The sequence below is a fragment of the Hyphobacterium lacteum genome (assembly GCF_036330345.1).
Taxonomy (GTDB): Bacteria; Pseudomonadota; Alphaproteobacteria; order Caulobacterales; family Maricaulaceae; genus Hyphobacterium; species Hyphobacterium lacteum.
The window spans coordinates 48,294-71,065 of the sequence record NZ_JAZDRP010000008.1; the positions used below are offsets into that span (position 1 = coordinate 48,294).

General features: G+C 60.9%; 22 protein-coding genes. 21 read left to right on the forward strand and 1 reads right to left on the reverse strand.

Features of this window, described 5'->3' with window-relative positions; all coding sequences use genetic code 11:
• Positions 1 to 4: 4 nt before the first annotated feature.
• The 3 genes from V0U79_RS11800 to V0U79_RS11810 are packed head-to-tail and all read left to right on the forward strand — an operon-like array spanning position 5 to position 1,850.
• A complete protein-coding gene (locus tag V0U79_RS11800; protein ID WP_330199717.1) occupies positions 5 to 1,156 on the forward strand; it encodes a phage portal protein in 1,152 nt (383 codons plus the stop codon).
• The gene (locus V0U79_RS11805; protein WP_330199718.1) at positions 1,153 to 1,389 is read left to right on the forward strand and encodes a hypothetical protein; all 237 of its coding nucleotides are present in this window, start codon (positions 1,153 to 1,155) and stop codon (positions 1,387 to 1,389) included. Before V0U79_RS11800 ends, V0U79_RS11805 begins: the two co-directional genes overlap by 4 nt.
• A 14-nt stretch (positions 1,390 to 1,403) precedes the next feature.
• On the forward strand, positions 1,404 to 1,850 hold the full coding sequence (locus V0U79_RS11810; protein WP_330199719.1) for an HK97 family phage prohead protease: 447 nt from the start codon (positions 1,404 to 1,406) through the stop codon (positions 1,848 to 1,850).
• Here V0U79_RS11810 and V0U79_RS11815 read toward each other — a convergent pair.
• The gene (locus V0U79_RS11815) at positions 1,832 to 3,544 is read right to left on the reverse strand and encodes a hypothetical protein (RefSeq protein ID WP_330199720.1); all 1,713 of its coding nucleotides are present in this window, start codon (positions 3,542 to 3,544) and stop codon (positions 1,832 to 1,834) included. The two genes, V0U79_RS11810 and V0U79_RS11815, sit on opposite strands and share 19 nt — an antisense overlap.
• Positions 3,545 to 3,654: 110 nt before the next feature.
• Here V0U79_RS11815 and V0U79_RS11820 point away from each other — a divergent pair, with 110 nt between their 5' ends.
• The 18 genes from V0U79_RS11820 to V0U79_RS11905 all read left to right on the forward strand — a co-directional run bounded on the left by V0U79_RS11820 (position 3,655) and on the right by V0U79_RS11905 (position 22,769).
• Positions 3,655 to 4,476: a hypothetical protein gene (locus V0U79_RS11820; protein WP_330199721.1), complete on the forward strand. Its 822-nt coding sequence runs from the start codon at positions 3,655 to 3,657 to the stop codon at positions 4,474 to 4,476.
• A gap of 41 nt (positions 4,477 to 4,517) precedes the next feature.
• Positions 4,518 to 5,378, forward strand: coding sequence for a DnaJ C-terminal domain-containing protein (locus tag V0U79_RS11825; protein WP_330199722.1), 861 nt, complete (start codon positions 4,518 to 4,520; stop codon positions 5,376 to 5,378).
• 51 nt (positions 5,379 to 5,429) lie between these two features.
• The gene (locus V0U79_RS11830; RefSeq protein ID WP_330199723.1) at positions 5,430 to 5,762 is read left to right on the forward strand and encodes a PepSY domain-containing protein; all 333 of its coding nucleotides are present in this window, start codon (positions 5,430 to 5,432) and stop codon (positions 5,760 to 5,762) included.
• A gap of 11 nt (positions 5,763 to 5,773) precedes the next feature.
• Positions 5,774 to 6,448 carry a response regulator transcription factor gene (locus V0U79_RS11835; protein ID WP_330199724.1) on the forward strand — a complete coding sequence of 225 codons (675 nt, stop codon included), beginning with the start codon at positions 5,774 to 5,776 and terminating at the stop codon, positions 6,446 to 6,448.
• Positions 6,445 to 7,830 carry a sensor histidine kinase gene (locus tag V0U79_RS11840; RefSeq protein WP_330199725.1) on the forward strand — a complete coding sequence of 462 codons (1,386 nt, stop codon included), beginning with the start codon at positions 6,445 to 6,447 and terminating at the stop codon, positions 7,828 to 7,830. Before V0U79_RS11835 ends, V0U79_RS11840 begins: the two co-directional genes overlap by 4 nt.
• A gap of 49 nt (positions 7,831 to 7,879) precedes the next feature.
• Positions 7,880 to 9,202, forward strand: coding sequence for a hypothetical protein (locus tag V0U79_RS11845; protein ID WP_330199726.1), 1,323 nt, complete (start codon positions 7,880 to 7,882; stop codon positions 9,200 to 9,202).
• 40 nt (positions 9,203 to 9,242) lie between these two features.
• Positions 9,243 to 9,893: a DUF938 domain-containing protein gene (locus tag V0U79_RS11850; RefSeq protein ID WP_330199727.1), complete on the forward strand. Its 651-nt coding sequence runs from the start codon at positions 9,243 to 9,245 to the stop codon at positions 9,891 to 9,893.
• Positions 9,893 to 10,828: a tetratricopeptide repeat protein gene (locus V0U79_RS11855; RefSeq protein WP_330199728.1), complete on the forward strand. Its 936-nt coding sequence runs from the start codon at positions 9,893 to 9,895 to the stop codon at positions 10,826 to 10,828. Before V0U79_RS11850 ends, V0U79_RS11855 begins: the two co-directional genes overlap by 1 nt.
• Positions 10,825 to 11,268, forward strand: a complete 444-nt coding sequence (ccmE, locus tag V0U79_RS11860; protein WP_330199729.1) for a cytochrome c maturation protein CcmE — start codon at positions 10,825 to 10,827, stop codon at positions 11,266 to 11,268. Before V0U79_RS11855 ends, ccmE begins: the two co-directional genes overlap by 4 nt.
• The gene (locus V0U79_RS11865; RefSeq protein WP_330199730.1) at positions 11,265 to 13,187 is read left to right on the forward strand and encodes a heme lyase CcmF/NrfE family subunit; all 1,923 of its coding nucleotides are present in this window, start codon (positions 11,265 to 11,267) and stop codon (positions 13,185 to 13,187) included. The genes ccmE and V0U79_RS11865 overlap by 4 nt, the downstream gene beginning before the upstream one ends.
• A complete protein-coding gene (locus tag V0U79_RS11870) occupies positions 13,184 to 13,534 on the forward strand; it encodes a cytochrome c-type biogenesis protein (protein WP_330199731.1) in 351 nt (116 codons plus the stop codon). The genes V0U79_RS11865 and V0U79_RS11870 overlap by 4 nt, the downstream gene beginning before the upstream one ends.
• 76 nt (positions 13,535 to 13,610) lie before the next feature.
• On the forward strand, positions 13,611 to 14,834 hold the full coding sequence (locus V0U79_RS11875) for a bifunctional alpha/beta hydrolase/OsmC family protein (protein WP_330199732.1): 1,224 nt from the start codon (positions 13,611 to 13,613) through the stop codon (positions 14,832 to 14,834).
• A gap of 115 nt (positions 14,835 to 14,949) precedes the next feature.
• Complete coding sequence (locus V0U79_RS11880; RefSeq protein WP_330199733.1) at positions 14,950 to 16,449, forward strand: Do family serine endopeptidase; 1,500 nt, start codon at positions 14,950 to 14,952, stop codon at positions 16,447 to 16,449.
• 26 nt (positions 16,450 to 16,475) lie between these two features.
• A complete protein-coding gene (locus V0U79_RS11885; protein WP_330199734.1) occupies positions 16,476 to 17,147 on the forward strand; it encodes a winged helix-turn-helix domain-containing protein in 672 nt (223 codons plus the stop codon).
• A gap of 18 nt (positions 17,148 to 17,165) precedes the next feature.
• Positions 17,166 to 18,587 (forward strand): sensor histidine kinase, encoded by a 1,422-nt coding sequence (locus tag V0U79_RS11890; protein ID WP_330199735.1) that lies wholly within the window; start codon positions 17,166 to 17,168, stop codon positions 18,585 to 18,587.
• A gap of 30 nt (positions 18,588 to 18,617) precedes the next feature.
• On the forward strand, positions 18,618 to 21,554 hold the full coding sequence (locus V0U79_RS11895) for a bifunctional [glutamine synthetase] adenylyltransferase/[glutamine synthetase]-adenylyl-L-tyrosine phosphorylase (protein ID WP_330199736.1): 2,937 nt from the start codon (positions 18,618 to 18,620) through the stop codon (positions 21,552 to 21,554).
• A 1-nt stretch (position 21,555) separates the two neighbouring features.
• A complete protein-coding gene (locus V0U79_RS11900) occupies positions 21,556 to 22,092 on the forward strand; it encodes a hypothetical protein (RefSeq protein ID WP_330199737.1) in 537 nt (178 codons plus the stop codon).
• Positions 22,093 to 22,136: 44 nt separating this feature from the next.
• On the forward strand, positions 22,137 to 22,769 hold the full coding sequence (locus tag V0U79_RS11905) for an RNA polymerase sigma factor (RefSeq protein ID WP_330199738.1): 633 nt from the start codon (positions 22,137 to 22,139) through the stop codon (positions 22,767 to 22,769).
• Positions 22,770 to 22,772 lie beyond the last annotated feature (3 nt).

Sequence of the window (22,772 nt, forward strand, 5' to 3'; positions counted from 1 at the left end):
ATTCATGCTGGACCAACTTGCCCGGACGTTCGGGCTGACCACCAAGACGTCAGCGGCCAAACCGCTCATCGCCCTGGCTCTCGGATCACGACCCGCGTCGCCGTTACGAGACTATGCAGCGCTGACGCGCGAGGGCTTTGCGCGCAATCCGATTGTGCACCGCTGTGTGCGGCTGATAGCCGGAGCGGCCGCCTCGACACCGCTCTCCATTATCGCAGAGGGCCGGCGCGATCATCCGGTTTCCGGGCTGCTGGCGCGGCCCAATCCGGACCAGTCAGCCCAGGAATTCCTGGAGGCCCATTACGGCTATTTGCAGATTGCCGGGAATGCCTATGCCGAGCTGGCGGCGCTGGACGGCGAACCGCGTGAATTGTTCTCGCTGCGGCCCGACCGGATGCGGGTATTGCCCGGAAAGCGGGGATGGCCGGACGGCTGGGAATATGCCGCCAATGGCCGGAAGGTGACGTTCGCCCGCGACCGGGCCAGTGGCCGCTCGCCGATCCTGCATACCCGCCTGTTTCATCCCGGCGATGATCATTACGGGCTGAGCCCGCTGGAGGCCGCCGCTGCGGCTGTCGATGTCCATAACGCCGGGAGCCATTGGGCCAAGGGATTGCTGGATAATGCCGCACGCCCGTCGGGCGCCCTGGTTTTCAACGCCGGAGAGGGCAGCAATCTGACGGAAGACCAGTTCGACCGTCTGAAAGCCGAGCTGATGGAGGCCTATACCGGGCCCGCCAATGCGGGCCGGCCGATGCTGCTGGAAGGCGGGCTGGAATGGAAGCCGATGGCACTGTCGCCGGCGGACATGGATTTCATCGAGGCCAGGCGCGAGGCCGCGCGTGAGATCGCGCAGGCATTCGGCGTGCCGCCGCTGCTTCTGGGACTGCCCGGCGACAATACCTATTCGAACTACAAGGAAGCCAATCTGGCTTTCTGGCGTCAGACCGTATTGCCGCTGGTGCGGCGGACCGCTGAAGCGCTGACGCAATGGCTGCGGCCCTGGTATGCGGCCGATTTCCGGATTGAACCCGACATGTCCTCGCTCCCGGCGCTGGCCGGAGAACGGGCAGCCGACTGGGCGAGGGTGAGCGTTGCCAGCTTCCTGACAGATACCGAGAAGCGCCATCTGCTGGGCTTGCCGGAGGCGTCATGACCGGCTGGCGGCTGGAACGCTCGGTGACGCTGGGCGTCGTGTTTGCGCTGGTCATGCAGACCGGTGGTGCGCTGATCTGGGCCGGGGCTGCCAGTGAAAGGCTGGACCGGCTGGAAGCCGAGGCCGCGCTGTACGCCACGGCGAGCGAACGCCTGGCGCGACTGGAGGTCCAGATCCAGCAGGCGCGAGAATCCCTGAGCCGCATCGAGCGGCGGCTCGACGCCAGAGACTGATAGCGGAGATCGTGATGTTGGATGAGACCGCAGGGCGCGAGCCGCTGCGCATTGAAGGCTATGCCAGCCTGTTTGGCTTTGCTGATCTGAACCGGGATGTGGTGGAGGCTGGCGCCTTCCAGCGCGCCTTGCGGCTTCGTGGCGCGAGAGGCGTGCGGATGCTGTTCCAGCATGATGCCGGCGAGCCGGTCGGCGTCTGGGACGAGATCCGGGAAGACGCCAAGGGTCTTTTTGTGCGCGGCCGGGTTCTGGCCGCCGGGCCACGGGGAAAAGCCACCGCGGCGCTGATCCGCGAAGGGGCCGTCGATGGATTGTCCATCGGATTCCGGACCGAGCAATTCACGTCACGCCCGTCAGGCGGGCGTTATCTGAAGCAGATCGATCTGTGGGAGGTCTCGATCGTCACCTTCCCGATGTTGCCACAAGCCAGGCTGCGGCAGGCTCAATTGGTCTCCGGCTGAATGAAGACATAGGCGCCGGGTTCGCCGTAATCCTGCGCACTGCGGCGAAGCGTGGCCAGAAGCATGAAGCCGACCAGCTGGTTGTACACGTAGAGCTGAAGCCGGATGTAGTCGGACTGCGTGACCGTATCGAGCACGCCGACGGCTCCGAAATTACCATTCAGGGCACACCCGGTGACAACGAGGCTGGTCAGCACGACGGCAGAAACCAGCTGCTGCAGCTGATAGGAACCCTCCAGATTGCAGCTTTGTCCGCCAAGCACCAGCGTGGCGGTCAAAAGGTTTGTGGTCATGACCAGATCGCCAATGGCGGCAAGGGTCAACGGGTCCACGGCATTGTAGGTGCCGGACAGCTGGGCCGTTGTGAGCAGAGCCACCGGCAGGAAGACTTGCGACATCATCAGCCCGGTGAAGGCCAGCTGAGATCTTTTGAGAAAGAATGGCGCGTCAACGCCGGGAAGGCTGGCAGCGTTATTGCCATTGAACTGGCCGAGCATTCCGGTGGCCGGTGAATAGGTCATCGTGAATGGAGCGCTTAGCCCGGCGTCGCCATCCGGCGTCTGTAACAGATTGAGCGTTCCTCCGAAGATCGGACCGCTGGAAGCGTTCGGATCGAAAGCCCCGTCCGACAATGTGAATACCTGCCGGTAGGGCGTCGCCCCTTCGATGATCGTCATGGCGCCGACGGCTGTGCCGTCAGGCAGAACCACCAGCTCGCCGTAGTCCATGTAGGAGCCGGTCGGGTCATTGATCATGTCGCGAATGCGGAAACGGTAGAATCCGGCACCGCTGGTGTCAGCATTGGCCGGCGCCGGTGCTGTCAGGGCCGAGCTGGTGATGGACCGGACGGGCTCATTGGCCTGCGGTGCATCCACACCCGGGAGGGGCGGGGTCGGCTGATCGGAAAAGACGGCGCGAACGCGCGTCAGATCCGGATAAAGCGGAATGCCCCCCTGTCCCGGGGAAGTGACATAGATGGCAAAGAACTTGACCGTGCCCTGGGTAAAGGTGGTGTCGACATTCGCCGCCCGCGCACCAAGGCAGGTGCCGCCAGAATCCGTCTCGCAGATTTCGAGATTGGCTACAGTGGCATCAAAGCCGGTCACTTCCGGAGTGACCCGGATATTGGCGGTTGCCGAGCCGGGACCCGGGAAGACGGCAGCGATGGTCATGACCTGGGAGCCGCCCACTGTGGCGATACGCGCCACGCCGTCATTCGATGGTGTCAGCGAGACCGACAGGATATCGGTTACGGTTCCTCCGGTCTCGGCGACCAGTTGCAGATCATTGACGCCGGGCTGACCGAGCGCGGTGGCATTGTTGCAGGCATAATTCAATGCGACCGGGCCGCTATAAGCGCTGGTTGGCGTCACCGAGATGACGAAAAACTGGTTGGTGGACGCCGCAATATCAACCGGGGTGTTGGCCGATCCGGTCAGCTGCAAATTGGCGTCTGCGGTCTGATAAGTGAGCGTGGCGGGAGCCTGGTTATGGCCGGCGAGGCTGATACTGCAGCCGGTGGCGGTCTGATCGCCGGTGTTGGCGATCACAGCATAGGCGGTTGCCGGACTGCCCACGGCTACGGAACGGCCATTGGGTAATACGGAAGCGGCAATCTCGGGCGCGGCCTGCGCAGCCCCGGACAGCCCCAGAAACAGTGCGGCCATTGCCGCAAACAAAGAACGTCGACGCACGGAAAACCTCCCCAGCCTTTCTATGGTTAATGGAGGTTAACACATTTTCCGCTGCTCGCGTAACGCGCGAACGGGCGCGGTGAAAACCATGTTGAAATTGAAAGGTTAGGATGACCAAGGAAACGAAGATGGCGGCGCCGTCGGCGGAAACGCGTGCGGCGCTGGGCGAGGTGCTGTGCGCTTTCGAAGCGTTGAAGGATGCCAATGACCGCCGGCTCGACGAGATCGAGGCAAAATCGGCGGCCGACCCGCTGCTCGATGAAAAGCTGGCGCGGATCGACACCGCCCTGACGCGGGCGCAAGACCGGCTCGACCGGCTGGCCCTGTTCGACGGTGCGCGGTGGCGGGTGGCGAGTTTCGTCCGCGCCGAATTGTCGGAAGAGCGAACATACCGTCTGGCGCGCCTGATTTCTGACAGCGATATCGATTTTTCCGACTTGAGCCTTCCCGTGCGGGCTGTCTTGCTGGACGAAGCTGTGCAGAAGCTGGAGCTGCCAACTGCGGAGCGGGGGCTTGATATGTCTTTTGCCGGGCTGGCCGCGGGAATCATTCCGGATGATGCGCTGCATTCGCTCCAAACGAACCGATATGACGGTGCCGATCTGGCGCCGCGCGCGCCCTGTCATCTCAAGGATTACCGTCTGGCGGATGGCGTATCGATCAGCTGGATACGCCGGTCGCGAAAAGACTGGGATGACTGGGTTTCATCGGAAATTCCGCTTGGCGAAGACGAAGAGCTGTATTCGCTTCGGGTCGAATTCGGCAATGCGGTGATCCATGAATGGCTTACCAGCGAAACGAGTGCGACCATTCTGATCGAGGATCTGGATGCCAGGGCCGGACAAGCTGTTCCGGCGTTTTCGATAGAAGTGCGGCAGGTGTCGCCGACTTTCGGTGCCGGATCGGCTGCACGGCTGGACATCATTGTCTAGCCAGCTTGCCAATTCCTGCCGATTCCGGCAGCTGTGGGGTGATGAGCGACCCCTATAAAACTCTCGGACTCCAGAAGTCGGCGTCAGCAGACGATATCCGCAAGGCCTATCGCAAGCTGGCCAAGCAATACCATCCGGATGCTAATCCGGGTGATGCGACGGCCGAGGAGAAATTCAAGCAGGTCAGCTCTGCCTTCAAACTGCTGTCCGATCCGGCCCAGCGGTCGCGATATGATCGCGGCGAGATTGACGCCAATGGTGAGGAAGTGGCGGGTCATCACCATTTCCGGTCTTCGCGTCATGCGCGGCGCAGCGAGTTCACCGATATCTTCTCCGACCTTTTCAATGATTTCGGCGCCAGCAGCCGGGCGATGAAGGGCGGTGATCTCAAAGCCTCGCTGGATATCGACTTCGCCCTGGCCGGGCGTGGCGGCTCACACCGGCTGCAATTGCCGGACGGCCGCAAGATCGACGTCAAAATTCCGGCAGGGGTTGAGGATGGAAAAATGCTGCGGCTGGGCGGGCAAGGTCAGCCCGGACATCATGGCGGGCCGTCCGGAGATCTTCTGATCACGCTGAATACCAGGCCGCACCGCTGGTTCAGCCGCGATGGTGATACAGTGCGGCTTGATCTTCCGGTCTCCATCCAGGAGGCCGTGCTCGGCGCCAAGGTGCGGGTGCCGACCCTGCATGGTGATGTCGATCTGAAGGTTCCCCCCGGCTCGACGTCCGGTACGTTGTTGCGACTGAAGGGGCGCGGAATCCAGAAGCCGGGAAAGGCTGCCGGGGATCAGATCGTGCGACTGCTGGTTGATGTCCCTGACAATGATGACCTGGCTGATCGGCTGCGGACATGGATTCCCCCAACGGGTTACAACCCTCGCAAAAACATAAAAATCTGATTATCTGTTCATTCAGCGCGCGTTCAGTGACGGACAGGCAAAACTCGCTTCATGAACAGAAGAGACGTCATACGAGCCGGTTTCGCGGGGGCCATTATTGCCGCTTCAGCGATCAGTGGCCCTGTTGCGGCAGCAACGACCCAGAATATGCAGAACCGTCTGTCTTCGGGTCAGGCCCGTGATGCGCGTGATTCCGGCGACGTCTTGCCCGCTCTGCGAGTCATATCCATCGTGCGCAGCCGTTACCCTGGTGCCGATGTACTTGATGCCGAACTCGAGCGCGGTGGTTCGCCCCGTTACATCATCAAGATTCTGACCCGTGAAGGGCGCCGTATCGACGTGGTTGTTGATGCCCGCACCGGCCAGATACTTTACGAAAGATAGGGAGGCCGCACATGCGAGTCTTGATCGTTGAAGATGATCCCGATCTGAACCGCCAGCTGGAACGTGCGCTGACGGATGCCGGCTATGCGGTCGATTCCGCGACCGATGGCGAAGACGGACATTTCCTTGGCGATACCGAACCCTACGATGCTGTGGTCCTGGATCTCGGCTTGCCGCAGATTGACGGTGTGACGGTGCTGGAGCGCTGGCGCAATGATGGCCGCGACTTTCCGGTTCTGATCCTGACGGCGCGAGACCGCTGGAGCGAAAAGGTTGCGGGCTTTGATGCCGGTGCCGACGACTATCTGACCAAGCCGTTTCATACCGAGGAATTGCTGGCGCGCCTGCGGGCATTGACCCGCCGCGCGGCCGGACATGCATCCTCCAGCATTGATTGCGGACAATTGTCGGTCGATACGCGTGGCGCGCGTGTTTTCATTGAAGGTGCGCCGGTCAAGCTGACCTCTCACGAGTTCCGCCTGATCAGCTATATGGCGCACCATCAGGACCGCGTGATTTCCCGCTCCGAACTTGTCGAGCATATCTACGATCAGGACTTTGACCGGGATTCCAACACGATCGAGGTTTTCATCGGCCGTCTGCGCAAGAAGATCGGATCGGACCGAATCGAGACCGTGCGCGGGCTCGGCTACCGGCTGATCGATCCTGACGCCAAGGCCGCGTGAAACCGGCCCGCCGATCGCTGGTCCGGCGGCTGGTTGCCACGTCGGCAATCCTGATCCTTGTTGCCCTGATTGTCGCGGCTCTCGGCCTGACGGCCCTGTTCCGGGAATCCGTATTGCGGACGCTGGATGACCGGCTGACGGCAGCTGTTTCCAATATTGTCGCGACAGCCGAACCGACTGAAGACGGCGGGATTGAGCCTACGCGCCTGCCGCCTGACCCCCGGTATGAGCGGATCTTTTCGGGACGTTACTGGCAGATCAATCGCCTTGGCCCGGAAGGGCTGGGGCCTGTGGTTGGTAATTCCCGCTCCGTCTGGGATGAACCTATCGAGGTTGAACCGCGCTTTGCCTCGCGGCTGATCGAAAATTTCGGTCAGCCGGTTACCTATGACGTCAAGGGACCCGATCGTCAGCTCCTCAGGGTTATAGGCCAGGCAATCGAGTTGCCAGGCGATGGTGGCCAGATCCTTGTCCTCGCCGCAGAGGACCGGCGCCCGGCAGACGCCGAAGTGCGCCGGTTTGCCATGGTCTCCATCGGGATATTCCTGGTTTTTGGTATTGCGCTTGCGGCCGGTGTGATCCTTCAGGTCCGGATCGGTCTGGGGCCGGTTTTTGCGATGCAGAAAGCCGTCGCCGATGTCCGCGAGGGGCGCAGCCAGAAAGTCGAGGGAGACTTTCCCGTCGAGCTGCAGCCGCTGGGCGATGAGCTCAATTCGCTACTGGACCATTCAAGGGAAGTCGTGGAGCGGGCCCGCACTCATGTCGGCAATCTTGCTCACGCGCTGAAGACGCCGATTGCCGTTTTGATCAACGAAACCTCCATGGATAATGGTGATCTGTCCAAGCTGGTCCGGCGACAAACCGAGACTATGTCGCGGCAGGTCGACCATCATTTGCGCCGGGCCCGCGCCGCAGCTCATGCCAAAGCCATTGGCGCACGCTGTTCGGTCGACCGTGTTGTCGATGACATCTCCCGCACACTGAACAAGATCTACGCCCGCCAGGGCAAAAGCGTTTCGGCAGAGGGTATGCCGGGCCTCGATTTCCGGGGCGAACGCCAGGACCTTGAGGAGATGGTGGGCAATCTGGCTGACAATGCCTGCAAGTGGGCAGCATCGGCTGTTACGATCGAGTATGGCGTCCGGGATGACGGCAATATTTTCATATCCGTCGAGGATGACGGTCCGGGAATGGATGCCGCTCAGCGCGAACAGGCGCTGAAGCGCGGCGTTCGACTCGACGAGGAGGCGCCAGGGACGGGGCTGGGTCTTTCGATCGTTGTCGATCTGGCGAGCGTCTATGGTGGTGAGCTGGAATTGGGGGTTGCAGACGCTGGCGGCCTGTCGGCCCGTCTCATCCTCCCGGGAAATCGTGATAAATAGCGGTTAACGATGTTTCCCTAAACCTGAAGGCTGCAACACTGGTGTAGCCATGGCCGCATTGTCGGAAAAACAGCTTGGAAGCCTGACGGCCCTGTGGTCGGGTTTGACGCCTGCCCTGCGTTCGCAGCTTGTCGCTGCGGCCGGTCCGTCGGGCAAGCTGGCAGATGTTTTTGCTCTGCTGGATGCAGAATTGCCGGCTGCACCTGATGACAAGGTCCGCGCCAAGCTGTTCCGGATTTTCTCTGACGTAACCGGCTCGGCAGACCTGCCGCCGACCCATGCGCGGTTTTCCACCGCCGATCTGGAAGCCCTCTACAATCTGGCCGAACTGGATCAGATCGAGGTGCCGAAGGATCTGGGTGATCAAAAGGCGGCTGGACGCTGGCGCGAGGAAGCCGCTGCTGCTGTCGAGCGTCTTGCTGAACGCAGCGAAAACGAAAAAGCTGTCCGGCGGCAGTTGGACGAGACTTTTGGCAAAGGCTTCAAGGCGCTGTTGGCAGATGCGGCTTGCCTGCTGCAAAATGATCAGGTGCTCCATACAGCGTTGAAACCGTTTCCCGAACAGATCGGGGACGTTACGCCGGAGATCGTCAATCGCGCCCGCGACACCTATGACGAGATCTGCAATGACGCGCCGTCTGCCAGCCTTTGGTTCCTCAAGATTCTGACAGCCCGGCTGGAGAAAACCGCCCAGATTTTCCGGATCGTGGCCAAGATTGGCGGGCGGGCGGATGATTCTCTGGTCTCACGCACGGATCTCGCGGACATTGGCGATCTGGTGCTGGCGAATGCCGACTTCCATGCTTCAAAATTCCTGAAATCTCCCCAGACCATGGAGGAGGCACGTCAAGCCGGTGATGCGGTGGCCGCTTTCGTCAAGGTTTCGGTTGGCATGACCCGCGAATTCGGCATCCGGAAGGATGGTCATTGGGGCAAGACGCTGTTTGCCATTCGTGCCAAAGCCTCTGCTGCACTGGAAGATTTCTTCAAGCAGGTTGAAAAGACGGTTCCTCGTGCCATACCCCATCCGGTGAAGGGCCAGCGCGGCCTTGCCAAGCCCGGCCCCATGCCAAAGCCAGAAGCAGCGGCGCAAGCCGAGGCCTCGCTCTGCTTCCTGGCTGCAACATCCGATTGGGCGAGCCAGGCAGCCGTAGGCAGCTCTCAAAAACATGCTGCAGACCTTGTCCGGGCTGAAATGGACGAATGCGTCCGCGACCTTCTTGAAGTCCTGCGTGCAGCCGAAGGCGAAGAAGCGGAAAGAGCAGCCGAGGCGATTGAACTGATTGTGCGCTACATGCGTGCCTTCAACGACGAGGAAAATGCGGAGCTGATCCAGCGGCGCAGTGTCGCGGTTCGCGCGAACGCCGCCTGATTTCCTTGCGTCCCAGGTCATCCGTGCCTATCCCGCTGGCATGGCAGAGACACCCCCCGCAAAGACCGTTGCGCTGGAAGACCGCAAGCAGAGTGGTGGCAAGCTTTATGCGCCCAGTTCCGCACGTAATGCCGGTCCCATACGCGATATACTTGCGCCGCGACTGATCGAAGGCGCTCGCGTCGTCGAAATCGGCTGCGGCACCGGCGAACATGCCGAGGCGGTCTGTATGGCGCGGCCCGATATCAGCTGGTTGCCAAGCGATCTGGATGATGCCGCGCGCGCCAGCGCGAGTGCACGCGCACGTGAAATCGCTGGCTTGCAGGACGCTGTTGAAATCGATGCGTCGACGGATGGATGGGAAACCGGACCCGGCACGGCCGATGCGCTGGTTTGCTGCAATGTCATCCACATCTCGCCCTGGGTTGTCGCAGAGGGATTGGCGAAGGGTGCTGAGACTCTGGTGGCTCGGGGAGGACTGGTTTTTCTTTATGGCCCGTTTCTCGAAGGGGCGGCTACAGCGCCGTCCAATCTGGCTTTCGATGTCAGTCTGAAGCAACGAAACCCGCAGTGGGGTGTGCGCTCGCTTGACGCGGTGACCGGTCTGTTCGAGCGCCATAGTTTCGCGCTCGAGGAGCGTATAGAGATGCCATCCAACAATCTGTCCCTCGTTTTCAGGCGCCCGGAATAATGATCATCTTTGCCGTCCTTGCCGCTGTGATCGGGTTTGCCATGGCCGCTTTCGCGGCATGGCCAGCTGCCGGTCAGTCGCGCCGCTGGCTTGCGCCGGTGCTGACAGCCGGCGTGGTGCTCGTGGCGGCGACCGCTTACCTGGCGAGTGGACAGCCCGGATTTGCCGGGGCCCCTTATGCCCGGCAGGCAAATGCCAGAATGGAGACCGACCCGTCCATGCTCACGGCCGCCCAGCGGGAAGAGCGCTGGCGTGATCTGATCCGCGAAGACGAGACGAATGCCGAGGCGTGGACACAGTTGGGTCGAATGCTGGCGCGTTCCGAGCGGGAACTGGAAGCCATCAATGCCTTCCAGCGTTCCCTCCGTCTGGAACTGGACGCGCGCACACTGTCCTATCTGGGCGAAACCTTCATCAATCTCAATCAGGGCCAGGTGACAGCCGAGGCGGTTTCCGCATTCGAGGAAGCCAACCGGCTCGATCCAGATTTGCCGGAACCGGCTTTCTTCCTCGGTTTGGCTGATTTCCAGCGGGATGACGTCGAAAGCGCAGAGACACGCTGGCTTGATCTGATTGCCCGCCTCGATGCGCGCAGTCCTTACCGCATCCTGATTGCCCAGCAGGTTTATCAAATGCTGTCCCAGCCGCGTGTGGATGCTGCAGCCGTAGCGGCCGCAGCGGATGATCCGGATTTCGATCCGCGGACACGCATTGTCGGTATGATTGCCCGCCTCCAGGAGCGGACCGACAGCGGCGAAGCGGGATTTGCCGACCGGCTCCGCCTTGTACGCGCCTACGGGATGATGGGGCAGGATGAGGATGCGGGGCGTGTTCTTCTGGAGGCGCGGGAGACGTTTTCGGATAATGAGGGCGCCATGGTGATACTCGATATCCTGCTGGCGGCACTGGCCATCGATGAGGACGAAAGCGAATGAGAGCTCGCACACAAAGATTGATCATGGTCGGTGTGGCCGCGATTGTACTGGCGGGGGCCATTGGCCTGGCGCTGTTTGCCCTGCGTGATGCGATCGTCCTTTTCTACAGCCCGACCGAAGTCGCAGCGTCCCCACCGGCCATCGGTGAGCGGATCCGTATTGGCGGTCTGGTCGAGGACGGCAGCGTCGAATTGCCATCCAGCGGCGGAGCCCGATTTACTGTTACGGACGGCGCGGCAACCATACGGGTGAGCTATGCTGGCTCGCTGCCGGACCTGTTCCGGGAAGGGCAGGGAATTGTTGCAGAGGGGGCTTTCGTTTCGCCGGAGCTCTTCGAGGCCAGCACGGTTCTGGCCAAGCATGATGAAACCTACATGCCGCCGGAAGTCGAGGAAGCGCTTCGGGAGAGTGGTGTCTGGCAGGGTGACGAAGACGAATGATATCCGAACTTGGCCATTTCCTCATAACGCTGGGCCTTACCCTGTCGGTTCTGCAGCTGGTGTCCGGCTGGCTGGCCGCTGGCAATCCGACCGGCATGGCCGCTGCGATTGCCCGCCGCTCGTCCTATTCGGCGCTTGCCGGGGTCGCGGTCGCGTTTGTTCTGCTGATCACCCTGTTTCTGCAGTCGGACTTCTCGGTGGCCTACGTGGCCAACCATTCGCATGTCGACAAACCGCTCTTCTACAAGATTGCAGCGACCTGGGGCGGACATGAGGGCTCGATGTTGCTCTGGTGTCTTCTGCTGGTCGGCGTCGGCGCGGCACTGTCGCGATTTGCGCTGAAAGACGATCCGGCGCTCAGGATCCGTGCCGTCTCGATCCAGGGTGGACTGCAGTTACTCTTTCTCGGATTCCTGGTTTTTGCGTCCAATCCGTTCATGCGCGAGCTGGATGTCCCGGTCAGTGGTGCCGGGCTCAATCCGATCCTGCAGGACCCGGCTCTCGCGATACATCCGCCAACTCTTTACATCGGTTATGTCGGCCTGTCGGCGGCATTCTCGCTGGCGGTTGCCGGCCTGATTGAGGGGCGTGGCGGGCGAGCGATTGCAGCGGCCCTGAGGCCCTGGGCGCTGGTCGCCTGGACGGCGTTGACGGCAGGCATATCGCTGGGTGCCTGGTGGGCATATTACGAGCTTGGCTGGGGCGGTTGGTGGTTCTGGGACCCGGTCGAGAATGCCAGCTTCATGCCGTGGCTGATTGCGGCCGCTTTGATCCATTCGGCGATTGCTACTGAAAAGTCCGGCAATTTTGCGGGCTGGACCGCTTTCCTCGCGATCATCGCGTTTTCCATGTCGACGCTCGGCGCATTCCTCGTTCGCTCGGGCGTTCTGACATCTGTGCACGCTTTTGCTCTCGATCCCGAGCGCGGGCTCTGGATCCTTGCCATCATGACCATTCTGGCCGGTGGCGGGCTGAGCCTGTTTGCTTTCCGGTCCCAATTACTGGGGCAGGGCGACGGGTTTGCGCTGACCAGCCGGGAAGCCTTCATCGGCGCGAACAACCTCTTGCTCACGGTTGTTGCAGGAACCGTCCTGATCGGAACGCTCTATCCACTTCTGGCCACGGCGCTGGGGGCCACCGGGATTTCTGTCGGTGCGGCCTATTTCAACCTGGCGGCGACGCCGCTTCTTGCAGCGCTTCTGATCCTGTTGCCATTGGCGCCCTTCCTGCCCTGGAAGAAGAATGGACTGAATCGTTCGCTGGCTCTGCGGGCCAGCGTCTGGATCCTGCCGGGTGTCGTGGCCGGTGTGTGGGCAGGATGGATTGGCGGCTCCCCGGTTGCGATCGCAGCAGCGGCGCTGGCGGGTTGGACGCTCGCCGGGCTGGCTGCCGATCTATGGCAGCACCGGACCGTCGCCTTGGCGTCAGCAAAGGCAGGGCTGGCGGCCCGGATTCTCGCGCATGCAGGTGTGGTCGCCATCGCACTCGGAGCTGTCGCGGATTCCACGGGTGAGCCGGAAACCGTCGCGACGCTGGCGACGGGCGAACGCATGAATGTCGGCGAATATCAGCTCGAGTTGACAGGTGTCCGGAGGGCGGACGGCGCCAACTATCTTGCCGATGAAGCGCGTCTTGATGTGGAGCCGGGCGGCGAGCTGCGCCCACAACGGCGTTTCTACGCTGCCGCCGACACAACGACACGGGAAGTGTCCATCCGGAGTGGTCTCGACGGTGATCTCTACGTTTCCCTGGGCGAGCCGCGGGCGCGGGATGATGGCGAAATCGCCTATGAAATTCGCGCATCGTTCAATCCGATGGTCTGGCTTCTGGGGCTGGGGGCTTTCCTGATCGTTCTGGGCGGTCTGGCAGCCAGCGTCTCGCGGGCACTGGATCAAACGGGCAGGGGAGATCCATCATGATCAAGCTGTTGCTGGCCAGCCTGCTTCTTCAGGGTGCCCAGCTTTCACCCCAGCAGGAACGCGAGGCCGCAGAGCTGATGCGCGAGATACGCTGCGTGGTGTGTGAAGGCCAGTCGATCGCCGATTCCGATGCGGCGCTTGCGCAGGATATGCGGGCTTTTGTCCGGAACCAGATTGGCGCCGGAGCCGATCCGGATTCGGTTCGCATTGCCCTGGCGCAGACCTATGGTGATGAAGTGTTGATGCGGCCGCGCCTGAATGCGCAGACCCTGCCGCTGTATCTCGCGCCACTGTTGTTATTGCTGGCGGGAGCCGGCCTGATTGGCCTGGCATCGCGAAAGCGCTGAAGACAGCGTGATTCCGCTTTGTCTTGCGGTACCATTGCCAATGGGCCGATCCGCTGTTTCAGGCGAGGAGAAGAACATGCCGCAATCGCAAAAGGTCGAATTCTCTGGAGCAATGGGAGATATTCTGTCGGCGAAACTGGAACTGCCGGCCGGTAATCCTCGCGGCTATGCATTGTTCGCACACTGCTTTTCCTGCTCGAAAGACTTTCACGCCGCGTCACGTATCGCCCGCCGGCTGGCTGAACACGGCATTGCCGTTCTGCGTTTCGATTTTACCGGCCTCGGTGATTCAGATGGTGATTTTGCCAACACGAATTTCTCCTCGAACATTGATGATCTTGTGAAGGCCGCTGAATTTCTCGAGAGCAGTTACGAGTCGCCGGTCATCCTGATCGGTCACAGCCTAGGCGGAGCTGCCGTGATCGCGGCAGCTCATCGGATATCCTCGGTCAGGGCGGTGGTTACAATCGGTGCACCCGCCGATGCCGAGCATGTCACCCGGCAATTTTCCGCGCAGGTGTCGGAAATCGAGCAGAAGGGAGAGGCGACGGTTTCTCTGGGGGGAAGATCATTCCGGGTTACCAGGCAATTCCTCGATGACATCGCTGGTCATTCGCTGGAAGACGCTGCCGACAAGCTGAAACGTCCCTTGCTGATCTGCCACTCGCCGGTCGATGAGATCGTGGGGATAGATAATGCTTCCCGTCTGTTTGTTGCAGCAAAGCATCCGAAAAGCTTTATCAGCCTCGACAATGCGGATCATCTGCTGTCGAACGCCGGGGATGCTCACCATGTCGCCGACATAGTTTCAGCCTGGGCAGACAAATATGCAGCGCCAGATCCCCGGCCAGCCCCGCCAAAACCCGTTCCTCACGGTATTGTCGTGCAGGAAACCCGGCTCGGTAAATTCCAGACCTGGGTGGTCGACCAGGATCACGTCATGATGGCGGATGAGCCGGTCTATTTCGGCGGCGATAATACCGGCATGAATCCCTACGGTTTTCTGTCTGCAAGCCTTGGAGCCTGCACCTCCATGACCATTCGTATGTATGCGGACCACAAGAAGATGAAACTGGACCGGGTCACCGTTAGCGTCTTGCACAAGAAGATTCATGTTGAGGATTGCCATTCCTGCAAGGAAGGCGAGGACGCCCAGATCGACATGTTCTGGAAAGAGGTCCGGCTCGAGGGGAATTTGTCGGACAGTGACCGCCAGCGATTGATGGAGATTGCTGATCGTTGCCCGGTTCACAGAACTTTGAACGGCGAGATCCGGGTCGAAACCCAGCTCGTTGACTAGACGAGCAATCCTACCATTCGTAATGTTTTCGTAAGAAAGCGGACATCCTGAGGATATTCGCTGCGCCCCACATTGCGGGCTGATGTCAACCGGGTCGATAGAGGATCAAATTCCAATGATTTCAAGTCTGCGTCTTGTTTCCGTTGTTTCCGCCGCTGCCGCATCGCTGGCTTTTGCCAGTCCGATGACATTTGCGCAGGATACGGAAACGCCGCGATTTGCTGCGGCTGTACCGAATGGCGCGCCGATGTCGTTCGCTGACCTGATCGAGGAAGTAAGTCCGTCCGTTGTGTCCATCAATGCGAGGATTGTGGCGCCTGTTCCCAACGGCCAGGTCGCGCCTGATTTTGACGGCGTGCCACCGCAATTCCGTGAATGGTTCGAACGTCAATTCCCCAACCAGCCGCGCCAGTTCCAGACCCCGCGTGAAGGCCGCTCGCTGGGCTCGGGCTTCGTGATTTCGTCCGAGGGGCATGTCGTTACCAATAATCACGTGGTGGAGAATGCCAGCGAGATCACGGTGACGTTCTCGAATGGCGATGAATATCCCGCCGAGGTAATGGGAACCGATCCACTGACAGATCTCGCGCTGCTGCGGGTCGAGGCGAATGATGTGGAATTCGATTTTGTGACGCTGGACCGCGACCCGAACATCCGCGTGGGTGACTGGGTGGTGGCTGTCGGAAACCCCTTCGGACTGGGTGGTACGGCGACAGCCGGTATTGTGTCGGCGACCGGCCGGGAATTGCCGACCAATGTCTACAATAATTTCCTGCAGATCGATGCGCCGATCAATCGAGGAAATTCGGGTGGCCCGACCTTTAGCCTGGATGGCGAAGTAATCGGTGTGAACTCGCAGATTTTCTCACCGTCAGGCGGCAATGTCGGTATCGGTTTTGCCATTCCGTCCGAAGTAGCGGCGCGGATTGTCGACCAGCTGATGAACGATGGTCGTGTGGCTCGTGGCTGGCTGGGTGTACAGATCCAGAATGTGACGGCGGATATTGCCGAGAGCCTCGGCATGGAAGAGCCGCGCGGTGCGATCGTGTCCTCGATCGTTGCTGGCGGCCCGGCAGACCGGGCCGGCTTCCGCCGGATGGACGTAATCACGGCCGTGAACGGTGAAGAGATTGACGGATCTGCGGCGCTGACCCGACGTGTCGGCAGCTTCGCCGCGGGTGAGGACGTTACCTTCAATGTGATCCGCGATGAGGACGAAATCGTCGTCCGCGCCACATTGGGCGATCGTCCCGGTGAGGAAGATCTCAATGGTATGCAATCGGTCGAGGACGAGGATGTGGCCGAGGTGAATTTCTTCGGCATGCAGGTTCGTCCGGCTGATGAAACCGTGATGGAACGGCTCGGCGTCAATGGAATGAACGGTGCAGCTACAGGCCTGGTCGTGGTCGATCTCGATCCGGCCGGAGAAGCTGCACAGAAAGGCCTTCGTCCGGGCGACGTCATCCGTGAAGCCGGTGGCGAAACGCTTGAAACGGTCGACGATTTCCGTGCCGCCATCAATGAGGCCCGCCGTGATGGCCGCAGCGCTATCCTGCTGCTGGTCCAGGGGGCCGCCGGCCAGCGCTATGTGGCGCTTCAACTGGAACGCGCCTAGGCGCATTAGCGAGGAAAGGCGGGGATATGCGCATTCTCATTATCGAAGACGATCGCGAAGCCGCGAACTACATCCGCAAGGGCCTGAAGGAATCAGGCCATGTGGTTGACCATGCGGCTGACGGTGAAGAAGGCCTCGAAATGGGCCGCTCGGCGGAATACGACATTCTTGTCGTTGACCGCATGCTGCCGAAGCTCGACGGTTTGTCCGTCATCGAAACCCTGCGCGATGAGGGCATCTCTTCTCCGGTGCTGATCCTGTCGGCATTGGGCGAGGTCGACCACCGCGTTGAAGGGCTGAAGGCCGGCGGCGATGATTATCTGGTCAAGCCCTATGCCTTCGCCGAATTGTTGGCCCGGATCGAAGCGCTGGCACGCCGCCGCGACCCGGAAACAGTTCGTACAAAGCTGGTGGTCGGCGATCTGGAAATGGACCTGCTGGCGCGCAAGGTCATGCGGGGTGGCGAAGAAATCCTGCTGCAACCGCGGGAATTCCGTCTGCTGGAATTTCTCATGAAGCATTCCGGGCAAGTCGTGACGCGCACCATGTTGCTGGAAAAGGTATGGGACTACCACTTTGACCCCCAGACCAATGTCATCGACGTTCACATTTCGCGGCTGCGTTCAAAGATCGACAAGCCGTTTGATGATGCGCTCCTGCATACGGTTCGGGGTGCGGGCTACCGGCTTCAGGCCTGAACGGGAGAATAGCGGGGGATGACACGGCGACTGCCGTCATTTGTCAGAACGACTGCCTTTCGCCTGACGCTCCTGTCGGCGGCGCTGTTTGCCCTGTCCAGTTTCCTCATTCTGGCTTTTGTCTATGCGGCATCGGCCGGTGCAGCCCTGCGCCGGACCGATGCTGTCATCAATGACGAGCTGGCGGCCGTTGAACGGCGGTTCGAGGATTCCGGAATTGAGGGCGTCAATCGCTATATCCTGCAGCGCACGGTGGGTGGTAGCGACGTTCTCTATCTTCTGATCAACCCTAGCGGACGGCTGCTGTCTGGCAATCTCAACGGCATGCCCGATGCGCCGCGCAGCGAGCAAGGGTGGCTGGACTTTGTCTATGGCCGGTCGCCGGTCGATGGCGAGGAAGCTGAACGCGACAGCCGCCGTGCCCGCGCGCGCGCCGTGACGATCGGCGATGGCTATACGGTTTTTATCGGCGTTGATGTCGAGGATGAAGACCGGCTGATTGGCCGGATGCTGCGCGCCATTCTTCTGGCGTCTGCCCTGGTGATTGCGTTGGGCGTCATATCGGGCGTCGTTGTCAGCCGCCGCTTTTCCCGTCGCCTGGACGCGGTCAATACCGTTGCGAGAACCGTGATGCGCGGTGATATGACCCGCCGTGCGCCACGCAACGGGTCGGGTGATGAGCTCGATGAGCTGTCCTCGAATTTCAACTCCATGCTCGACCGGCTTGAAGAGTTGATGCACCGGATGCGCAATGTCGGTGATTCCATTGCTCACGATCTTCGCTCTCCGTTGACACGGATGCGAAACCGTCTGGAAGATGCCATCCGCGATGATGGCGATAGCCAAAGCCGGCAAGCCGCACTGGAACAGGCCCTGGCGGATTCCGATGAGCTGCTGGGAGTGTTCAACGCCATTCTGAGCATCTCCCGTATCGAGGCGGGTGAGCGCCGCGACAGTTTCGAAACGTTCGACCCGGCTCCTCTGGTCGCCGATATTGGCGAGCTGTACGAGCCGGTTTGCGAAGAGACCGGCCATCAATTCGGGATGGAAATCGAGGGTGATATCCAGATCCGCGGCGACAAGAACCTCGTGTCGCAGGCCATGGCCAACATGCTGGATAATGCGGCGAAATACACGCCCGACGGCGGTGCGATCCAGCTCCGTCTGCGCAGATCCAGCGACGGGCGTGCCGAGATTTCAGTGACAGATACAGGGCCCGGTATTCCGGCAGACGACAGGTCGCGCGTTACCCAGCGTTTTGTCCGTCTTGAAAAATCGCGCAACCAGCCCGGATCGGGTCTTGGTCTCAGCCTGGTCAAGGCGATCGCCGATGTGCATGGCGCAGAGCTGGTGCTGGATGATGGCCCCGGCAGCCATGACGGAACGGGCACGGGCCTGCGGATCGCCCTGATTTTCCCGCAAGTCAAAAAGAGCGCTTGAAATTGAACGCAAAGCGGTAACGCTTGCGGTATGCCGACTTCGGAAACGCTCTTTGCCCGGCGGACTGCCGATCTTCCCGAGAAAAAGCCGCCTGCAGCCTGTCCGGAATACCCGGAAAGCCTGGGCGTCGCGGATGTGGCGTTTCTGGACACGATCTTCGCCTGTTCTCCCTATCTGTTGCGTCTGGCCCGCCAGCGGGAGTCGTTGCTTCGGGATATGGTCAGCGAAGCGCCGGAGATCCTGCTTGACCGTTTCGAGGCCGGTATCCGGGCGGCCGGTGAGGACGCTGTCTCGGAAGACGTGCTCGGTCAGTCACTTCGCCGTTTGAAGGGCGACGCGCACCTTGTTCTGGCGCTTTCGGAATTGTCCGGTGCGATGAATGTCATGGATGCAGCGCGTCGTCTGTCGGCGATCGCCGATGCCTGTGTGCGTGCGGCGCTTCGCGGCCTGACCCGCCTCGGGGCTGTGGACGGAAAATTCGACGAGGTCGCGGACAGCGAAAACCCTCTTCCCGGCGTCTTTATCCTTGCTCTGGGCAAGCTGGGCGCCGAGGAGCTGAATTTTTCCAGTGACATAGACCTTGTTGCTTATTTCGATCCGGAGCAGTTGACCCCGCTTGTTGCGGATAATCCCGGTAAAGTTCTTCAGCGCCTGATCAAGTCGTTGTCGCGCTTGCTGAACGATGTCACCGCTGACGGTTATGTCTTCCGCGTGGATTTGCGTTTGCGCCCCGACCCGTCGGCTACGCCGCCGATCATGTCGGTCAATGCAGCGATGAATTACTATGAGTCGCTCGGCCAGAACTGGGAGCGGGCTGCCTATATCAAGGCGCGATACTGTGCCGGCGATCCTGTGGCGGCCAATGATTTCCTGTCTTCCCTGAAGCCCTTTGTCTGGCGGCGGACACTGGATTATGCCGCTGTCGAGGATATCCACTCGCTGGCGCGGCAGATCCAGGCCATTGGAGATCGCGCAAGGATCCGTGCCGCCGGTCACGACCTGAAACTCGGACGCGGCGGGATAAGGGAGATAGAATTCTATGCCCAGATTCCGCAATTGGTGATGGGCGGCCGGCTACCGGAATTACGTAACCGTTCTCCCTATGGCGCGCTCAGTGACCTCGCAGCGGCCGGTGTCATCGAAACGCCTGCCGCAGAAGAGCTGGGCAAAGCCTACAGGACACTTCGAAAGGTCGAACACCGAATCCAGATGGTGGCGGATGAGCAGACCCAGACCTTGCCGGCAAGCGATGATAAGCGCAGCGACATAGCGATATTGTCGGGCATGAAGGACGTTGCGGCGCTCGATGAGCAGGTCTCGGATACGCTGCAAGGTGTTCACCGGCATTTCTCACAGCAATTTGCTTCGGGCCAGAGTCTGGCTGACGATCTGGGCAGCCTGGTTTTTACGGGTGTCGAGCCGACGGCAGAGACAATAGAGACGCTTTCCTCGCTGGGATTCCAGTTTCCCGAAACCGCCTGGACCCGCATGAATGCCTGGTTGGCCGGTAAAGCCCGCGCCCTCCGGACGACGCGCGCCCGGCAGGTGTTGACCCGCGTCGCTCCACGATTGCTTCGGGCCATGGCGGATACCGGAGAGCCGGATTCTGCCTTCACGCGGTTTGCCGCCTTTATCGAAGGCCTGCCGATGGGCGTCCAGCCTCTATCCATGCTGGAAAACGAGCCAGACCTGGCGCGCGAGCTTGTCGCTATCATCGGGCTGGCACCGCGCATGGCGACGACGCTGGCGCAGCGCCCGGCGGCGATTGATGTCATGTTGGATGCGCGTTTTTCCAGACCGCTGAAGGATGACCCGCCGGGCGATGTCGAAGAGCGGATGGCATTCCAGATGGCTGAATCGACTGGTCCGGAAGATGCGATGAACAGAGCCCGGCGTCTGGTACGGGAGGAACGTTTCCGCATCGGATCTCAATTATTGGTCGGGCGCGCGGATGCCGGCGTGGCTGGCAATGCTTTTGCGCGACTCGCTGAAATTGCAGTGGCGGCGATGAAGGATGTCGCCCTGGCACAAGTCGTCGAGCGCTATGGCAAGCCGCCAGGCGAGGTTGCCATTCTGGGGCTGGGCAAGCTTGGTAGCCGCGAGCTTGCCGCCGACTCCGATCTCGATCTGATGATCATCTATGATCCGGCTGCGGATGCAGGTGATGAGGCGCCGCCCTATTTCACGCGCTTTGCGCAACGGTTTGTCAGCGCGCTGTCTTCTCCGACGGAAGAAGGGAGCATGTATGAAACCGACATGCAGCTTCGGCCGTCCGGGAAGGCCGGCCCCGTCGCTGTACGCCTGTCCAGTTTCGAGGATTACTATCGGGACAGCGCCTGGACATGGGAGAAAATGGCGCTGACAAGGGCTCGCGTCATTACGGGAAGCGCAGAGCTGATCGAACGGATCAACGCGAATATCGAATCCGCCTTGTCGCAACCGGCCGACCCGGCCGGGATCGTAACCGATGCGCTGGATATGCGCCGGCGAATGGAGCGTGACCGCCCGGCCAAAGGCCCCTGGGATCTGAAGCGGCGCGCTGGTGGCATTATCGATATCGAATTCCTCGCGCAGACCGGCCAGTTACTGCTCGCCCAGACCAACCAGTTTGTACGCGGGCTCGATACGATCAGTCAGGTCGATAGACTTTGCGAGGCCACAATGATTCATCCCGAAGAGGCCGAGTTGCTTACGGATGCTGCGCGGCTCTGGTCGGGTTTGTCCCAGATCGTTCGCACGGCCCATGGCTCGGGATTTGATCCGGAATCTGCGTCGAATGCATTCTCGCGGCGACTGGCCCATTTGGCCGGGCAGGAATCCCTTCCCGATCTTTCCCGCCATGTAGAGGCGTCAGCTATTCAGGTTCGTAGCGTTTTCGAAAATTGTCTCGGAAATCTGCAGTCAGCAGCGACGGATACGCGTCCGCGGTTCGTTAGCTGGTGTGCGAGATCAAAACCTGGAGATTGAAATGAAAACCTCCCTTATCCTTGCCGGCCTGGCTGGCTCTCTTGTGATGGCAGCGGCTGCCGATGCCCAGCATCGTGGCCCCGGCGGCCATGGTGGCCGTCACGGCGGCGCTCATCGCGCCATGATGATGTTGCACGCTGCCGATGCGAATGGTGACAACAACATCACCCGTGCTGAAGTTGAAAGCCTGCAGGCAGAAATGTTTGAGTGGATGGACCGTAATGGCGACGGGGTTCTGTCGTCAGAGGATCGTTCGCCCATGCAGCAGCGCATGGCCGCCATCCATGCCGAGCGTATGTCGGAGGGTGGAGAAGGCCGGCGTGGCCATCATGGTGGCCGTGGAGGCCGACGCCATGAAGCGCGCGATGCGAACGGTGATGGCCAGATTTCGCGGGACGAGTTCATGGGTGGTGAAAATGCCATCTTTGCCCGTCTGGACAGCAATGAGGACGATGTGATCACGCCAGACGAGCTTGATGCAGCCGTCGAAAATGCACGGGATCGCCGCGAGGGGCGGCGTTTCTGGTGGCGGGACTAGTCTCCGCTTCGTAGTGTCCGGGGCTGAAAGGGTGAAGATCGGGCATGCCATCCTTCTCTCAATCCGGTTCCGGACCGGCAGAGACACAAATCGAGGCTGATGCGGCGCTGATGCGCCGCATCGCTTCGGGCGACAGGGGTGCGGCTCGCGAGCTGATGGAACGGTCCCTGCCGCTGATGCTGGCTATCGGGCGTCGCATGTTGCGCGATCCGGCCGAGGCCGAAGATGTGGCACAGGATGCTTTTATCCGTGCCTGGAATGCCGCCGCGCGTTGGAAGCCCGGGCACGCGCGCCTGGAAAGCTGGATGAGTCGGATTGCGACAAATCTTTGTCTCGACCGGCTACGAAAGAAACGGGAGACGGCGATGGATTCGCCGCCGGAAATGGAAGACAGCCGGATGCCGGCTGATGATGAAATGATCGCAAGCGAAGCCAGCCTCACAGTGAATGACGCGATTGCTACGCTGCCCGAGCGCCAGCGGCTGGCGCTCGAGCTTTGCCATTTTCAGGACTTCACGAATATTGAGGCTGCCGAGCAATTGGACATCAGCGTGGAAGCACTGGAATCCCTGCTGGCACGGGCGCGCCGGAAACTGAAGGCCGTGCTGATGCCGCAGCGGGATGACCTGGTGTCCAGCCTGACCGTCGCGTCAGGCAAGGCGTCGGAGGCGTTATGATGG

Bases quoted from the DNA above. Each gene is read 5' to 3' on its own strand.
- V0U79_RS11835 (WP_330199724.1), top strand. From the start codon at position 5,774: ATGCGAGTCTTGATCGTTGAAGATGATCCCGATCTGAACCGCCAGCTG.
- V0U79_RS11830 (WP_330199723.1), top strand. From the start codon at position 5,430: ATGAACAGAAGAGACGTCATACGAGCCGGTTTCGCGGGGGCCATTATT.
- V0U79_RS11870 (WP_330199731.1), top strand. From the start codon at position 13,184: ATGATCAAGCTGTTGCTGGCCAGCCTGCTTCTTCAGGGTGCCCAGCTT.
- V0U79_RS11845 (WP_330199726.1), top strand. From the start codon at position 7,880: ATGGCCGCATTGTCGGAAAAACAGCTTGGAAGCCTGACGGCCCTGTGG.
- V0U79_RS11855 (WP_330199728.1), top strand. From the start codon at position 9,893: ATGATCATCTTTGCCGTCCTTGCCGCTGTGATCGGGTTTGCCATGGCC.
- ccmE (WP_330199729.1), top strand. From the start codon at position 10,825: ATGAGAGCTCGCACACAAAGATTGATCATGGTCGGTGTGGCCGCGATT.
- V0U79_RS11880 (WP_330199733.1), top strand. From the start codon at position 14,950: ATGATTTCAAGTCTGCGTCTTGTTTCCGTTGTTTCCGCCGCTGCCGCA.
- V0U79_RS11865 (WP_330199730.1), top strand. From the start codon at position 11,265: ATGATATCCGAACTTGGCCATTTCCTCATAACGCTGGGCCTTACCCTG.
- V0U79_RS11800 (WP_330199717.1), top strand. From the start codon at position 5: ATGCTGGACCAACTTGCCCGGACGTTCGGGCTGACCACCAAGACGTCA.
- V0U79_RS11885 (WP_330199734.1), top strand. From the start codon at position 16,476: ATGCGCATTCTCATTATCGAAGACGATCGCGAAGCCGCGAACTACATC.
- V0U79_RS11890 (WP_330199735.1), top strand. From the start codon at position 17,166: ATGACACGGCGACTGCCGTCATTTGTCAGAACGACTGCCTTTCGCCTG.
- V0U79_RS11875 (WP_330199732.1), top strand. From the start codon at position 13,611: ATGCCGCAATCGCAAAAGGTCGAATTCTCTGGAGCAATGGGAGATATT.
- V0U79_RS11895 (WP_330199736.1), top strand. From the start codon at position 18,618: ATGCCGACTTCGGAAACGCTCTTTGCCCGGCGGACTGCCGATCTTCCC.
- V0U79_RS11805 (WP_330199718.1), top strand. From the start codon at position 1,153: ATGACCGGCTGGCGGCTGGAACGCTCGGTGACGCTGGGCGTCGTGTTT.
- V0U79_RS11850 (WP_330199727.1), top strand. From the start codon at position 9,243: ATGGCAGAGACACCCCCCGCAAAGACCGTTGCGCTGGAAGACCGCAAG.
- V0U79_RS11810 (WP_330199719.1), top strand. From the start codon at position 1,404: ATGTTGGATGAGACCGCAGGGCGCGAGCCGCTGCGCATTGAAGGCTAT.
- V0U79_RS11820 (WP_330199721.1), top strand. From the start codon at position 3,655: ATGACCAAGGAAACGAAGATGGCGGCGCCGTCGGCGGAAACGCGTGCG.
- V0U79_RS11900 (WP_330199737.1), top strand. From the start codon at position 21,556: ATGAAAACCTCCCTTATCCTTGCCGGCCTGGCTGGCTCTCTTGTGATG.
- V0U79_RS11905 (WP_330199738.1), top strand. From the start codon at position 22,137: ATGCCATCCTTCTCTCAATCCGGTTCCGGACCGGCAGAGACACAAATC.
- V0U79_RS11825 (WP_330199722.1), top strand. From the start codon at position 4,518: ATGAGCGACCCCTATAAAACTCTCGGACTCCAGAAGTCGGCGTCAGCA.